The sequence below is a fragment of the Bradyrhizobium sp. Mp19 genome (assembly GCF_029952935.1).
GTDB lineage: Bacteria > Pseudomonadota > Alphaproteobacteria > Rhizobiales > Xanthobacteraceae > Bradyrhizobium > Bradyrhizobium elkanii.
Genome location: NZ_JASAUT010000015.1, coordinates 90,513 through 104,924, shown reverse-complemented (window position 1 = coordinate 104,924; position 14,412 = coordinate 90,513). Strand labels below are relative to the sequence as shown.

Annotated in this window: 15 protein-coding genes; 10 read left to right on the top strand and 5 right to left on the bottom strand. The window is 65.9% G+C overall.

Annotated elements, in window-relative coordinates:
• Window positions 1-45 precede the first annotated feature (45 nt).
• From QJT82_RS18740 to QJT82_RS18705, 8 genes are all read left to right on the top strand, one after another.
• Window positions 46-1,452 carry a pyruvate dehydrogenase complex E1 component subunit beta gene (locus tag QJT82_RS18740; RefSeq protein ID WP_028339712.1) on the top strand — a complete coding sequence of 469 codons (1,407 nt, stop codon included), beginning with the start codon at window positions 46-48 and terminating at the stop codon, window positions 1,450-1,452.
• Between the two features lie 5 nt (window positions 1,453-1,457).
• Window positions 1,458-1,763: a DUF5076 domain-containing protein gene (locus tag QJT82_RS18735; RefSeq protein WP_018271806.1), complete on the top strand. Its 306-nt coding sequence runs from the start codon at window positions 1,458-1,460 to the stop codon at window positions 1,761-1,763.
• 2 nt (window positions 1,764-1,765) lie between these two features.
• Complete coding sequence (locus tag QJT82_RS18730; RefSeq protein WP_028339713.1) at window positions 1,766-3,130, top strand: pyruvate dehydrogenase complex dihydrolipoamide acetyltransferase; 1,365 nt, start codon at window positions 1,766-1,768, stop codon at window positions 3,128-3,130.
• 12 nt (window positions 3,131-3,142) lie between these two features.
• Window positions 3,143-3,319: a hypothetical protein gene (locus QJT82_RS18725; RefSeq protein WP_162832423.1), complete on the top strand. Its 177-nt coding sequence runs from the start codon at window positions 3,143-3,145 to the stop codon at window positions 3,317-3,319.
• Window positions 3,320-3,562 carry a hypothetical protein gene (locus QJT82_RS18720; RefSeq protein ID WP_028334066.1) on the top strand — a complete coding sequence of 81 codons (243 nt, stop codon included), beginning with the start codon at window positions 3,320-3,322 and terminating at the stop codon, window positions 3,560-3,562.
• A gap of 17 nt (window positions 3,563-3,579) precedes the next feature.
• Window positions 3,580-5,001: a dihydrolipoyl dehydrogenase gene (gene lpdA / locus QJT82_RS18715; protein ID WP_028339714.1), complete on the top strand. Its 1,422-nt coding sequence runs from the start codon at window positions 3,580-3,582 to the stop codon at window positions 4,999-5,001.
• A gap of 162 nt (window positions 5,002-5,163) precedes the next feature.
• Window positions 5,164-6,405 (top strand): threonine synthase, encoded by a 1,242-nt coding sequence (locus QJT82_RS18710; RefSeq protein ID WP_028339715.1) that lies wholly within the window; start codon window positions 5,164-5,166, stop codon window positions 6,403-6,405.
• 79 nt (window positions 6,406-6,484) lie between these two features.
• Window positions 6,485-7,453: a tripartite tricarboxylate transporter substrate binding protein BugD gene (locus QJT82_RS18705; RefSeq protein ID WP_028339716.1), complete on the top strand. Its 969-nt coding sequence runs from the start codon at window positions 6,485-6,487 to the stop codon at window positions 7,451-7,453.
• Between the two features lie 66 nt (window positions 7,454-7,519).
• Here QJT82_RS18705 and QJT82_RS18700 read toward each other — a convergent pair whose 3' ends face one another.
• Window positions 7,520-9,739, bottom strand: coding sequence for a lytic transglycosylase domain-containing protein (locus QJT82_RS18700; protein ID WP_028339717.1), 2,220 nt, complete (start codon window positions 9,737-9,739; stop codon window positions 7,520-7,522).
• 300 nt (window positions 9,740-10,039) lie between these two features.
• Between QJT82_RS18700 and QJT82_RS18695 the strand changes: the two genes are divergently transcribed.
• The gene (locus tag QJT82_RS18695; RefSeq protein ID WP_028339718.1) at window positions 10,040-10,888 is read left to right on the top strand and encodes an SMP-30/gluconolactonase/LRE family protein; all 849 of its coding nucleotides are present in this window, start codon (window positions 10,040-10,042) and stop codon (window positions 10,886-10,888) included.
• Between the two features lie 20 nt (window positions 10,889-10,908).
• Here the strand turns inward: QJT82_RS18695 and QJT82_RS18690 are convergent, their stop codons facing one another.
• A complete protein-coding gene (locus QJT82_RS18690) occupies window positions 10,909-11,109 on the bottom strand; it encodes a hypothetical protein (RefSeq protein WP_155258393.1) in 201 nt (66 codons plus the stop codon).
• An 80-nt stretch (window positions 11,110-11,189) separates the two neighbouring features.
• Between QJT82_RS18690 and QJT82_RS18685 the strand changes: the two genes are divergently transcribed.
• The gene (locus tag QJT82_RS18685) at window positions 11,190-11,327 is read left to right on the top strand and encodes a hypothetical protein (protein ID WP_155258394.1); all 138 of its coding nucleotides are present in this window, start codon (window positions 11,190-11,192) and stop codon (window positions 11,325-11,327) included.
• Between the two features lie 38 nt (window positions 11,328-11,365).
• Here QJT82_RS18685 and QJT82_RS18680 read toward each other — a convergent pair whose 3' ends face one another.
• Genes QJT82_RS18680 through dctP form a run of 3 tightly spaced genes read right to left on the bottom strand, consistent with a single transcriptional unit; the run spans window position 11,366 to window position 14,294 of the window.
• Window positions 11,366-12,724, bottom strand: coding sequence for a TRAP transporter large permease (locus QJT82_RS18680; protein WP_028339719.1), 1,359 nt, complete (start codon window positions 12,722-12,724; stop codon window positions 11,366-11,368).
• Window positions 12,721-13,275, bottom strand: coding sequence for a TRAP transporter small permease (locus QJT82_RS18675; protein ID WP_028339720.1), 555 nt, complete (start codon window positions 13,273-13,275; stop codon window positions 12,721-12,723). The genes QJT82_RS18680 and QJT82_RS18675 overlap by 4 nt, the downstream gene beginning before the upstream one ends.
• A complete protein-coding gene (dctP, locus tag QJT82_RS18670) occupies window positions 13,272-14,294 on the bottom strand; it encodes a TRAP transporter substrate-binding protein DctP (RefSeq protein ID WP_028339721.1) in 1,023 nt (340 codons plus the stop codon). Before dctP ends, QJT82_RS18675 begins: the two co-directional genes overlap by 4 nt.
• Between the last annotated feature and the right edge of the window lie 118 nt (window positions 14,295-14,412).

Sequence of the window (14,412 nt, the reverse complement as noted above, 5' to 3'; positions counted from 1 at the left end):
CCCCACCCGCGCAGACGAATTTCAAGACCGATTTCGGGAGCCGATATGCCCATTCAAGTGCTGATGCCTGCGCTGTCGCCCACCATGGAGAAGGGCAACCTCGCCAAATGGCTGAAAAAGGAAGGCGAGACCATCAAGTCCGGTGACGTCATCGCCGAGATCGAGACCGACAAGGCGACGATGGAGGTCGAGGCAACCGACGAGGGCACGCTCGGCAAGATCCTGATTCCGGAAGGCACCGCGGACGTCGCGGTGAACACGCCGATCGCCACCATTCTCGTCGACGGCGAAAGCGCCGCCGACCTCGCCAAGGCGCCGGCGGCACCAGTGCCGCAGCCGAAGGCCGCCGAGGCCGTGCCGGCCGAAGCCAAGGGGGATGCAAAGGCGGAAGCGCCGCAGCCCGCGGCGAAGGCGCCGGCCGCGCCCGCGACCGAGCCGCTGCCTGATCCGGAAATCCCTGCGGGGACCGAGATGGTCACGCAGACCATTCGCGAGGCGCTGCGCGATGCGATGGCCGAGGAGATGCGCCGCGACGGCGACGTCTTCATCATGGGCGAGGAGGTCGCGGAGTATCAGGGCGCCTACAAGGTGACGCAGGGCCTGTTGCAGGAATTCGGCGCCCGCCGCGTGATCGATACGCCGATCACCGAGCACGGCTTTGCCGGCGTCGGCGTCGGCGCGGCGATGGCGGGCCTGAAGCCGATCGTCGAGTTCATGACCTTCAACTTCGCCATGCAGGCGATCGACCAGATCATCAACTCCGCCGCCAAGACGCTCTATATGTCCGGCGGCCAGATGGGATGCTCGATCGTGTTCCGCGGCCCGAACGGCGCCGCCGCGCGCGTCGCCGCCCAGCACAGCCAGGACTACGCGGCGTGGTACTCGCAGATCCCGGGCCTCAAGGTGATCGCGCCGTATTCGGCCGCCGATTACAAGGGCCTGCTCAAGGCCGCGATCCGCGATCCCAATCCGGTGATCTTCCTCGAGAACGAGGTGCTGTACGGCCACACCGGCGAGGTGCCGAAGCTGGATGATTTCGTGGTGCCGATCGGCAAGGCGCGGATTGCCCGCGCCGGCAAGGACGTCACCATCGTCTCCTGGGCGATGGGCATGTCCTATGCGCTGAAGGCTGCCGACGAACTCGCCAAGGAAGGCATCGAGGCCGAGGTGGTCGATCTGCGCACCATCCGTCCGATGGATACCGAGACCGTCATCAACTCGGTGAAGAAGACCGGCCGCGCGGTGACGGTGGAGGAGGGCTGGCAGCAGAGTGGCGTCGGCTCCGAGGTCGCGTCGCGCATCATGGAGCACGCCTTCGACTATCTCGACGCGCCGGTGGCGCGCGTCTCCGGCAAGGACGTGCCGATGCCTTACGCTGCCAATCTCGAAAAGCTCGCTCTGCCCTCCGTCGCCGAGGTGGTCGCCGCCGCCAAGGCCGTATCCTATCGGTAACGCCGATGGCCGGTCCCAAGGAGCAGCCGCTGCCGCCTGACGTGATGGGCCGCGACGACGCCATCGAGGTGCTGCGCGCCTTCGTCGTCGATGGCGGCCTGTCGATCGCGTTCCAGCGCGCTTTCGAGGAGCCGGACATGTGGGGGCTCATGCTGGTCGACATCGCCCGTCACGCCGCGCGCGCCTATGCGCGCGAGAGCGAATACACCGAGGACGAGGCGCTCGCGCGCATCGTCGAGATGTTCGAAGCCGAAATCGCCCGGCCGACCGACATGGGCCAAACCAAACCGCGGTCGCAACAAGGTCACTGACAATGCCGATCAATATTCTCATGCCCGCGCTGTCGCCGACGATGGAAAAGGGCAACCTCGCCAAGTGGCTCAAGAAAGAGGGCGACAAGGTCAAGTCCGGCGACGTGATCGCGGAGATCGAGACCGACAAGGCGACGATGGAAGTCGAGGCCGTCGATGAAGGCACGATCGCCAAGATCCTGGTGCCCGAGGGCACCCAGGACGTGCCGGTCAACGACGTCATCGCTGTCATGGCCGGCGACGGCGAGGATGTGAAGGCGGCGGCCAGCGCCGGAGCGGGCGCCGCACCGGCCGCAAAACCCGCCGAGGCGCCGAAGCCCGCCGCCCAGGCCGCGCCTGCGGCGGCTCCCGCACCGGCGGCGGCGCCCGCGCCGAAGCCGGCCGCAGCGCCGGCAGCGGTGCCGCAGGCCGCCGCACCGGCCGCGCAAGCCAACGGCCACGCGCGGGTGTTCTCATCGCCCCTGGCGCGCCGGCTGGCAAAAGAAGCCGGCATCGATCTTTCCCGCATCACCGGCACCGGCCCGCATGGCCGGGTCATCGCGCGCGACGTCGACGAGGCCAAGTCCGGCAAGGGCCTGAAGGCGCCGGCGGCCGCGCCCGCCGCAGGACCGAGCATCGCGCCGTCGATGTCGGACAAGCAGATCCTCGCGCTGTTCGAGCCGGGCTCCTACGAGGTGGTGCCGCATGACGGCATGCGCCGCACCATCGCGCAGCGTCTCACCGCCTCGGTGCAGAACGTCCCGCACTTCTACCTCACCATCGACTGCGACATCGGCAAGCTGCTCGCCGCGCGCGAGGAGATCAACGCCGCAGCGCCGAAGGACAAGGAGAAGAAGCCGCTCTACAAGATCTCGGTCAACGACTTCGTCATCAAGGCGATGGCGGTCGCGCTGCAGAAGATTCCGAACTGCAACGTCAGCTGGACCGAAGGCGGCATGCTCAAGCACAAGCATTCCGACGTCGGCGTCGCGGTGGCGATGCCGGGCGGCCTGATCACGCCGATCATCCGCAAGGCCGAGACCAAGACGCTCTCGACCATCTCCAACGAGATGAAGGATTTCGCCGCGCGCGCCCGTGCCCGCAAGCTGAAGCCGGAGGAATATCAGGGCGGCACCACCGCGGTCTCCAATCTCGGCATGTACGGCATCAACCACTTCACCGCCGTGATCAATCCGCCGCATGCCTCGATCCTCGCGGTCGGCACCTCGGAGGAACGTCCGGTGGTGCGCGGCGGCAAGATCGAGATCGCGCACATGATGAGCGTGACCCTGTCGTGCGATCACCGCGCGATCGACGGCGCGCTCGGCGCCGAGCTGATCGGCGCCTTCAAGCAGCTGATCGAAAACCCCGTGATGATGATGGTGTGACGGGCATCCGCCATGTACGCGATCTACGGTCCGTACGTCCTGCTCGCGGCCGTCGCCGTCGCGTTGCTGGTCGCGGTCAACCGCGACCTGATATCGACGATCCAGTTCAGGATCATGATGATCGGCGCCGCGGTGCTGGCGCTGGCGTGGTCCGTGTTCCTCGGTGCGGTATGGCGGGAGTACGGATGAATGGCCGGCACGGCTCGCACGCGCTGGCCCTGGATCTCGCTATTGCTGTCGGCCGCGCTGGTCTGCAATCCGGTCGGGTTCGATTTTCTGCACTCCGCGTTCTTCGCCGGCGAACAGCTGGCGCGGAACATCGCCCAGCCGATCGTGCTGACGGCCCTGGCCATCATGGCCCTGGTGATCGGGCTCGAATGGCTGGTCAGGTCATTGATCGCAAGAAGCCGCGCCCGCGGCGTCACACGTTGAGTTGAACGGGAGCCGCCATGGCCGACACATCCTTTGACGTCATCATCATCGGCTCCGGCCCCGGCGGCTACGTGACCGCGATCCGCGCCGCGCAGCTCGGTTTCAAGACCGCGATCGTCGAGAAATCCTATCTCGGCGGCATCTGCCTGAACTGGGGCTGCATCCCGACCAAGGCGCTGCTGCGCTCCGCCGAGATCTATCACTACATGCAGCACGCCAAGGATTACGGGCTGTCGGCCGACAACGTCTCGTTCGATCCAAAGGCGGTGGTGCAGCGCTCGCGCGGCGTCTCGAAGCGCCTCAATGACGGCGTCGGCTTCCTGATGAAGAAGAACAAGGTCACGGTGATCTGGGGCGACGCCACGATCGATGCGCCCGGCAAGATCACGGTGAAGAAGTCGGCGGTCGAGGCGCCGAAGGGCGCCAGTGGCGAGGGCACCTATCAGGCCAAGCACATCATCGTGGCGACCGGCGCGCGGCCGCGCGTGCTGCCCGGGCTCGAGCCCGACAAGAAGCTGATCTGGACCTATTTCGAGGCGATGGTGCCGGAGCGGATGCCGAAATCGCTGCTGGTGGTCGGCTCCGGCGCGATCGGCATCGAGTTCGCCTCGTTCTTCCACACCATGGGCGCCGACGTCACCGTGGTCGAGGTGCTGCCGCAGATCCTGCCCGTCGAGGACGCCGAGATCGCGGGGCTTGCCCGCAAGCGCTTCGAGAAGCAGGGCATCAAGATCCTCACCTCGACCAAGGTGACAAAGCTCGAGAAGAAGGCCGACAGCGTGGTTGCGACCATCGACGACGGCAAGGAGAAGCCGCAAGCGGTGGAATTCGAGCGCGTGATTTCGGCGGTCGGCGTGGTCGGCAATATCGAGAATCTCGGGCTGGAGAAGCTTGGCGTCAAAACCGACCGCGGCTGCGTCGTGATCGACGGCCTCGGCAAGACCAACGTTCCCGGCATCTATGCGATCGGCGACGTCGCGGGGCCGCCGATGCTCGCGCACAAGGCCGAGCATGAAGGCGTGATCTGCATCGAGGCGATCAAGGGCCTGCATCCGCATCCGATGGACAAGCTGATGATCCCGGGCTGCACCTACTGCAATCCGCAGATCGCCTCCGTCGGCCTCACCGAGGCCAACGCCAAGGAAGGCGGCCGCGAGATCCGGGTCGGCCGCTTCCCGTTCGTCGGCAACGGCAAGGCGATTGCGCTCGGCGAGGACCAGGGCCTCGTCAAGGTGATCTTCGACAAGAAGACCGGACAGCTGCTCGGCGCCCACATGATCGGCGCCGAGGTCACCGAGCTGATCCAGGGCTATGTCGTGGCAATGAATCTGGAGACCACGGAAGAGGAATTGATGCACACCGTATTCCCGCATCCGACCTTGTCGGAGATGATGAAGGAAGCAGTGCTCGACGCCTATGGGCGCGTGCTGAATATCTAGTCTCAGCTCCGTCATCCTGAGGTGCGAGCGCAGCGAGCCTCGAAGGATGCACGGCCGAGACCTAGCAGCCGGGCTCGTCGCCCTTCGAGACGCGCTTCGCGCTCCTCAGGGTGACGGATCCGGCAGGGAAGAACTCAAGAAGAACAAGAAGGACAGAATCTCGTGAAAGACAACGACAACCTCACCATCGAACGCCCGACTTTCGTCACCCATCTCGAATGCGCGATGGAGGGCGATCATTATCCCGCGGACCAGGTGCACAACCTCTCCAAGGCCGGCAAGCCGCTGCTGGTGCGCTACGACCTTGCCGGGGTGAAGAAGGCGCTGACGAAGGATGCGCTGGCCCAGCGTCCCGCCGATTTGTGGCGCTACCGCGAGCTGCTGCCGGTGCGCAAATGCAAGGACATCGTCTCGCTCGGCGAAGTCACGACGCCGCTGATCCGGCTGCCGCGGCTCGGCGCCAGGCTTGGCGGCGGTGAGATCATTGTGAAAGATGAAGGGCGGCTGCCGACCGGCTCGTTCAAGGCACGCGGCCTCGTGATGGCGGTGTCGATGGGCAAGGCGCTCGGCATCAAGCACATGGCGATGCCGACCAACGGCAATGCCGGCGCGGCGCTGGCGGCCTATGCCACCTCCTGCGGCATCAAGACCACGATCTTCTGCCCGGCAGACACGCCGGAAGTGAATGTCAGCGAGATCGAGCTGCAGGGCGCCACGGTGTATCGCGTCAACGGCTATATCGACGACTGCGGCAAGATCGTCGGTGAGGGAAAAGCGAAAGTCGGCTGGTTCGATACCTCGACCCTGAAGGAGCCGTACCGGATCGAGGGCAAGAAGACCATGGGCCTCGAGCTCGCCGAGCAGCTCGGCTGGGACGTGCCCGACGTGATCTTCTATCCGACCGGCGGCGGCACCGGCCTGATCGGCATGTGGAAGGCGTTCGACGAGCTCGAGAAGATCGGCTTCATCGGAAGCAAGCGCCCGCGCATGGTCGCGGTGCAGGCCTCCGGCTGCGCGCCGATGGTGCGGGCCTATGAGGCCGGCACCGAACATGCCGCGCGCTGGGAGGACGCCCACACCATCGCCTCGGGCATCCGCGTGCCGCAGGCGATCGGCGACTTCCTCATTTTGCGTGCGGTGCGCGAGAGCAAGGGCTTTGCGATCGCCGTCGACGACGACAAGATCAGCGCCGCCCTCAACGAGGTCGCGCGCGAGGAGGGGCTGTTGCTGTGCCCCGAGGGCGCCGCGACCTATGCCGCCTACAAAGAGAGCCTCGCCGACGGCCGCGTCAGCAAGACCGACCGCGTGATGCTGTTCAACTGCGCCAGCGGCCTGAAATACCCGCTGCCGCCGATCACCCGCACGCTCGACCGGCACAAGCCGATCGACTTCTCGCAGTTCTGACGCCTCATCCGAAGGGCCGTCTTGTCGAAAGGTGGCCCTTCAAAAATAATTGGAAACAAGAAAATTGAGGGAGAGCGTGATGCGGAAGCTGGTTCTGGCCGTGTTGGCGATGTTGGCGTTGACGGGGACCGTTTCCGCGGAAACCTATCCCGCGCACCCGATCACCATCGTGGTGCCGTTTGCTGCCGGTGGCCCCTCGGATGCGATGGCGCGCATCCTCGGCGAGCGCATGAAGCAGTCGCTGGGCGAGGTGCTGCTAATCGAGAACGTGACCGGGGCGGGCGGCTCGATCGGCGTCGGCCGTGCGGTGCGCTCGGCGCCCGACGGCTACACCATCTCGTTTGGCCATCTCGGCACCCATGTCGCCAACGGCGCGATCTACAAGCTCGGCTACGACCTCGTCACCGATCTTGAGCCGGTGGTGCTGCTGCCGAGCAACCCGATGATCATCGTCAGCAAGAACGCCGTGCCGGCGAAATCGCTGAAGGAATTGCTGGAGTGGCTGAAGTCGCGGTCGGCGCCGCCGACCGCGGGCACCGCCGGCGCCGGCAGCGGCAGCCATATCGCCGGGCTCTATTTCGAGAACGTCTCCGGCACCAAGCTGCAATATGTGCCGTATCGCGGCACCGGGCCGGCGCTGAACGATCTCGTCGCCGGCCAGATCGACATCATCGTCGACCAGACCTCGAACTCGATCAACCAGGTCCGTGCCGGCAATATCCGCGCCTATGCGGTGACCGACTCCAAGCGGGTCGCGAATGCGCCCGACGTCCCGACCGTCGACGAGGCCGGCCTGCCGGGCTTCCACATGACGCTGTGGTCCGGCCTCTGGGTGCCGAAGGGTACCCCGAAGGAGATCGTGGCCAAGCTCAATGCCGCAGCGGTCGAAGCGATGGCCGATCCGGCCGTGCAGAAGCAGCTCGAGAATTTGGGCTTGCAGATGCCGCCGAAGGACCAGCTCACGCCGGATGCACTCGGCGCCTGGCAGAAGGCGGAAATCGCAAAATGGTGGCCGATGATCAAGGCCGCCAACGTGAAGGTGGATTGAACCGCGCTCTCTCCGCGTCGTCCCGGCCCCGTGCGCAATTGCGCACTAGGCCGGGGCGACGCTGGATTATTGCGACGGCATTGCCTCAGCCGGCGCCGCGTTGCTCTCCTGTGTCACGACGCGCTCGCCGTTCTTGGCGACCGCCGTGCCGGCGTCCTCGAACCGTGCCTGGTAGACCGCGAAATTCTCCATCACGCGCTGGACGTAGTTGCGCGTCTCGGAGATCGGGATCCGCTCCACCCAGTCGACCGGATCGACCTTGGGATCGCGCGGGTCGCCATAGGCCTTGATCCAGTCGCGAACGCGGCCGCGGCCGGCGTTGTAGCCGGCAAAGGTCATGATGTGGCAGTTGCGATATTCCGACAGCAACGCGCTGAGCTCGGCTGCGCCCATCTGGGTGTTGTAGACGGGATCGGACACCATCCGGCTCCAGTCATAGCTGACGCCGAAGCGCTTGGCGGTGTCACGGCCGGCTTCCGGTGTCACCTGCATCAGGCCGACTGCGTTGGCTGCCGACTTGTCGCGCTGGTCGAACGCGCTTTCGGTACGCGCGATCGAGTAGGTCATGCTGCGCCCGATATCGGGGGCGATCGGCGTGTGCTTGGGAATGCCGATCACCGGAAAAGCGTAATGGTCGAAGGCAAAGCCGCGCGCGAGCGCGATCTTGCCGATCTGCAGCATGGCGCGGGCATCGTTGCGGCGGCCGGTCAGCTCGCCGAGCGCTTCGAGCATCCCGACATCGGTGCTTTCCTCGGCGAGGTCGGCGGCGAAATAGAGCACGATGTCGGGCTCGCCGATCGCATAGAGCATATCGGCGGCGCGGACGCGCTCATCCGCCGCCATGCTGCCGGCGCTAGCGGCCGGCGAGGGCGCGCGCAGCTCGACGCCACCATCACGGCCGAGCCTGGCCAGCGCGAGCTGACCGTAATAGGCCGTCGGGTAGCGCGCGGCGGCCTGGTAATCGGCCCGCATCGCCGCAGAATTGCCGAGAGCCTCGGCGGCGCGGCCGCGCCAATAGGCGGCGCGCGCCAGCACGGTCGGGTTGGTCTGGCCCTCGTCGATATGCGCGAAGTGCGCCGCGGCGGTGTTGGCGTCGTTGAGATAACGCAGCGCGATCCAGCCGCGCATGAAGTGCATGTCGGAGCGGTAATAGGGATTGTCCGGCGCCGCTGCGGGCCGGATCACGTCATAGGCCACCTGGTACTCGCCCTGGTCGAGCAGCTTGCGGGAGAGGATGCGGCGCTCGCGCCACCACTGGTCGGTGTCCTGTTGCGCCATCGTCTCGGGCTCAGCCGCGATCGTCACGCGCGCCGCTTCGTCGACCTTGTTCTTCGCAAGCAGCCACTGAATTCGGCACAGCGTGTAGCCGAGATCGCGGCGGGCATCGGCCGGCACATCGTTGAGTGTGTCCTCTGCCTTGCTGGATTGTCCGCGGACCGCGCCGCAGGCTTTCACGATCGCCAGATCGTCGCCGCCGAGCCGCTGCGCCGCGCGCCTCGCGCCGGCGAGATCCTTGGCGCCGATCCGCTTGTCCATGCGTGCGCGATGGTCGTCGCGCGTCAGCAGGTCCTTGAACGCATCATAGGCGTCGCTCTCGGTGCGATCGGACAGCTCCTCCGAGCGCCAGGCTTCGCGCACCAGCCGGGTGGCGCCGTCGCGGTCGCCTTCGGCCAGCAGCGTGCGGGCGAGCGCGAACTTGCCCTTGGCGCTGATCGGCTGATCGAGGGTGAAGCCGTGCACGGTGGCCGGATCGCTGCGCTCCTGCCACATCCGCGCTTCGGCGCGCTTGCGCAACAGCGTGACGCTTGGCCAGTCCGGGTTGCCCGTCACGAATGCCGCATAGCGGGTGAACGGCGCGCTCGATTCCGAGTGGCGCAGCAGATACCACTCGACGAGTTTTCGCCCGACCGGGTCGGTGATTTTGGCCTGGATGTCGGTCGCGTCGCTGGTCTTGCCTCTGCGCGCGGCAAGGATCGCGTCCCTGATCGTGGCGAGATCGCCCGACAATTGCGGCCCGGCGGGTTTCTCCGGCTCGGGCGCCTTCTCAGCCGATTTGGCAGGAGCGGATTTGGCCTTCGCGGATTTCCGTTTATCGGCGCCATGTCTGGCGTGCCGCCGCTTGCCGGAGGCACTCTCGCGCGCGGCCTTGCCGCCATGCGCTTTCTTGTCCCCGTGGCCGCTCTTGGCCTGGTGCTGGTGATGCGGCTTGGCGGTCGCCTGGACCGGAAGCAGCGCGAGCGCGGCGGCGGTGGCGAAACACGCCAGCGGACGTAGGCAACGGTTCATTCCCTGGTCCCCCCTGAGAAACCATGAGGCACAACAGAACGCGTCATACGGCGGCACAACCGCCGCAGATTATCACTACCCTCGATTCTCGAGTGTTAATGCAGCTGCAACTCAACAGGGAAAACGCGGCGAAATATGGAATATGGCGTGTGGAACCCGCGGGAACCGGGGTTTTTACGGGCGGAAACGGACAGGCAGCACCGTGCTTTGACCGGTTCCTCGTGAGTTGTATCGTCGTTGCGAGCACGCGTGGGGGCTGCCGATGTCACTGACAGATCACTTTTCGCCAGCCGGTGCGCCATGACGGCACGCCTCAGAACCATCCTCGACGGCGGCCGCTATTTCGAAGGCCCGCGCTGGCATCGCCGGCGGCTCTGGTTCGTCGATTGCATGGCGCGGACGCTTCTGAGCATCAGCCCATCGGGCGAGTTGCAGGAGCATGCCGCGCTGACCGACGACACGCCGTGCGGGCTCGGCGTCCTGCCTGATGGCGACATCGTCGTGCTGACGATGTTCAGGAAGCGGCTGCTGCGGTTTTCCGATGGAGCACTGTCCCTCTATGCCGATCTCTCCGAGGTCGCGACCGGCACGATCGACGACATGATCATCGACGGGCAGGGACGCGCCTATGTCGGCGATCTCGGCTTCAACCTGCCGCCGCCGGAGCGCCGCGGTGCGTTCGGCCGGATCATCCTCGTGACGCCCGACGGCAGTGCGCGCGTCGTCGCGGAAGGCTTGCGGTTTCCCAACGGCATTGCGGTCTCCTCCGACCATCGCCGGCTCGTCGTTGCCGAAATGGATGGCGCAGGTCTCACCGATTACGACATCGCGCCGGACGGCGGCCTGAGCCTGCGCGGGCGGTTCGGCAGCGTCAACGACCCCGACGGCATCTGCCTCGATGCCGACGGGGCGACCTGGGTCGCGTCTTTTACGGAGGATGCTTTTGTCCGGATCGATCGCACCGGTGTGGAGCGTGAGCGCATCACGCTGTCCGGCCGCCGCGCGCTTGCCTGCGCGCTCGGAGGCGCGGACCGCAGGACGCTGTTCTGCCTGAGCGCGGAGACGTCCTACGAGAAGCTACGCAAGGGCAGGTCCACGTCGCGGATCGACGTGGTCGAGGTCGACACGCCGGGTGATGGCTATCCCTGAGCCGCGACCGCAGGCGCGTCTCACTTCTTCTTTTTCTTCTCTTTCCTCTTCAGGATATCGGCCTGGCTCCTGAAGGCGCGGGCGAGGGAGCGCATCTGGTTGGCGACAAGTGCGTCGGCCGTCGTCAATGCAACCCGCTCCGCGGTCTGCGCCTGCTTGCGAATTGCCTTGGCCATTTTCATGAAGGAACCAATCGCGCCGCGTCGCTCCGGTTCCTGCACGAGCGACTGCGTCTTGATCTCGGGGCCTTGAGTTTCGTTCTCGTTTCGTTCATATTGGCGCGCTCCGGGAGAGTGCCGCCATGGACGCCGAGCGAGACCGCGAAATCATCAGGCTGTGGAACGAACTCCGCCGGCTACAGCGCGAGGGGCGTCCGACGGCGTTGCTGGTCCGCCGGATCGAGAAGGCGCTCGCGGAACGCGAGCAGGAGGCGGCCTGAAACTCTCGTCTTGCCGCGTCCCCCTGCGCGAAAACGGTCTAGCGCCCGCCGTCCGGCCCCATGATCAGATTCGGCAGCCAGGTCGAGATCTGCGGAAAGAAGCAGAGTAACAGCACTGCGAACATCATCAGCAGCACGAACGGCAGCGTGCCCCAGATCACCTCGCTCAAGGGAATGTCGGGCGCGACGTTGCGGATGACGAAGATGTTGAGGCCGACCGGCGGATGGATCAGGCCCATCTCCATCACGATGGTCATGACGACGCCGAACCAGATGATGTCGAACTCGGCCGCACGGAGCGGCGGCAGGATGATCGGCGCGGTCATCAGGATGATCGAGACCGGCGGCAGGAAGAAGCCGAGCACGATCACCATCACGAGGATCGCAAACAAGAGCTCCCAGCGCGGCAGGTGCATTGCGACGATCGCTTCCGCCGCCGACTGCGAGATATGCAGGTAGCTCATCACATAGGAATAGAGCAGTGACATGCCGATGATCAGCATCAGCATGGTGGACTCGCGGATGGTCGATTTCAGGATCGGCGACAGGTCGCTGGGTGTCCACACGCTGTAGATCACGGCGATCAGCCCGAGCGCCAGGAGGCCGCCGAGGCCGGCGGTTTCCGATGGCGTGGCGTAGCCGCCGTAGAGCGCGATCATCACGCCGGTCAGCAGCAGCACGAACGGGATCACGCGCGGCAGCGCGCTGAAGCGCTCGGCCATGGTGAATTCGTCATGCTGAAGGATCGCCGCGTCCTTGCCGGTCGCGTCATAGACCGCGCGGGCCATGGCGTATTCCTTGCGGAAGCGGAACACGGCGTAGAAACCGAACAGCGTCACCAGCAGCAGGCCGGGGCCGATGCCGGCGAGAAACAGCCGTCCCAGCGATTTCTCGGCTGCGACGGCGAACAGGATCATCGTGATCGAGGGCGGCAGCAGGATGCCGAGCGTGCCGCCGGCGGCGATGATCCCCGCGGCAAAGCCGCCGGAATAGCCGCGCTTGCGCATCTCCGGAATGCCGGCCGAACCAATTGCCGAGCAGGTCGCCGGCGAGGAGCCGGCCATCGCCGCGAACAGGGCGCAGGCGAACACGTTGGCGACGCCGAGGCCGCCGGGCACGCGGTGCAGCCAGGCGTGCAGCGCCGAATAGAGATCCTGGCCGGCGCGCGATTTGCCGATTGCCGCGCCCTTCAGGATAAACAGCGGGATCGACAGCAGCGTGATCGAGGCCATCTCCTCGTAGACGTTCTGCGTCACCGTATCGAGCGAGGCCGCCGGCATGAAGATCGCCATGAACACGACCGCGACGGCACCGAGCGCGAACGCGATCGGCATGCCGGAGAACATCGCAAACAGGGTGGCAAGTCCGTAGGAGATACCAATACCAAACACGGTCATCGGCGTGCGCCACCCGTCAGCGGAATGATGATTTGCAGGAGGATCTGCACGCAGAGCAGCGTCATGCCCAGCGCCATCAGCACGTAGGGGATGGCCAGCGGCGGCGACCACATCGAGTTGGATACCTGGCCGTCGACATAGGCCTCATGCGCCAGGGTCCAGGACTTCCAGGCGAAGAAGGCGCAGAACGCGAAGCTCGCGACGTCGACCAGCCACAGCCTGATGGCGTTGGCGCGCGCCGAGAGCAGCCCGACGAACGCCTCGATGCTGACATGGCCGCGCTGGCTCTGCACATAGGCCGAGGTCATGAAGGTGGCGCCGACCAGGAGGAACACGGCCGCCTCGTCCTGCCAGTAGTTCGGGCTGTGGAACAGGGCGCGGCCGAGCACGCTGTAGCTCAGGATCACGCAGGCCGCGACCAGGGCGAGCGCGGCGAACGCCACGATGATGTTGTTGCAGATGGACAGCGCGCGCCCAAGCAAGGCCACGGGCGTGTTGCCCGCGGCGATGCTTGCGGTTTCGGGCTGATCCGGGACCGGACCATGCATCATGCGGCGACGTCGCTTGCGAGCTTCAGCAGGTTGGCGGCGGTCGCGGTCTTGGCGCCATAGTCCTTCCACGCGGTATCGCGCGCGATGTCGCGCCACTTGCCGACAATGGTTGCATCGAGCGCGCTGACCTTGGCGCCGGCCTTCTCATAGACCTTGGCGACTTCGGTATCGTCGTCCTGCGCCCCCTTGCGGCCGAACGCCTCGAGCTCGGTGCCGACGGCGAGGATGATGTCCTGCTGGTTTTTCGGCAGCTTGTCGAAGATCGCCTTCGACATCATCAACGGCTCCAGCATGAACCAGTAGGAGGCGCCGGCGCCCGAGGTCAGCGCTTTCGCGACCTCCTCGAGGCGGAACGAGATCAGGCTGGTGGAGGAGGTGATGCCGGCGTCGCAGGCGCCGGTCTGCATCGCGGCGTAGAGCTCGTTCGAGGGCACCGACAGCACGGCGGCGCCGGCGGTCTGCAGCACCATGTCCATCTCGCGCGAGCCGCCGCGCACCTTGAGGCCCTTGGCATCTTCAGGCGCCACGATCGCCTTGGAGCGGCTGGCGACGCCGCCGGCCTGCCAGACCCAGGAAATCAGCAGAATGCCCTTGTCGGCGAGGAAGTCGGTCAGCGCCTTGCCGACCGGCTCCTTCTTCCAGCGCAGGCCCTGATCGTAGGTGGTGACGAGGCCCGGCATCAGGCCGATATTGGTCTCCGGCAATTCGCCGCCGGCATAAGGCATCGGATACAGGCTGAGATCGAGCGCGCCCTTGCGCATCGCCGAGAACTGCGCGTTGGTCTTGATCAGCGACGAGTTCGGGTAGACCTCGGCGGTCAGCTCGCCGCCCGAGCGCTTGGCGACCTCGGCCGCGAACATCCTGCACAGCCGGTCGCGGAAGTCGCCCTTGTCGATGGTGCCGCCGGGGAACTGGTGGGAGATCTTCAGCGTGGTCGCGGCATGCGCGGTCCCGATGCCCATCCGCAGGACGGCGGGTGCGGCGAGGGCGGAAGCGAGGACGTGGCGGCGTGTAAGCATTGTTCTCCCCTGAGAGCTTCTTGAGTGGCTGTTAGGCCGGCGCGGAGTTTTAGCTTAGCCGGTCTTCGCGTGAATATTCTCTAGTCTGATAGTTCGAGGCGCCCTGATAGTGCGAGCC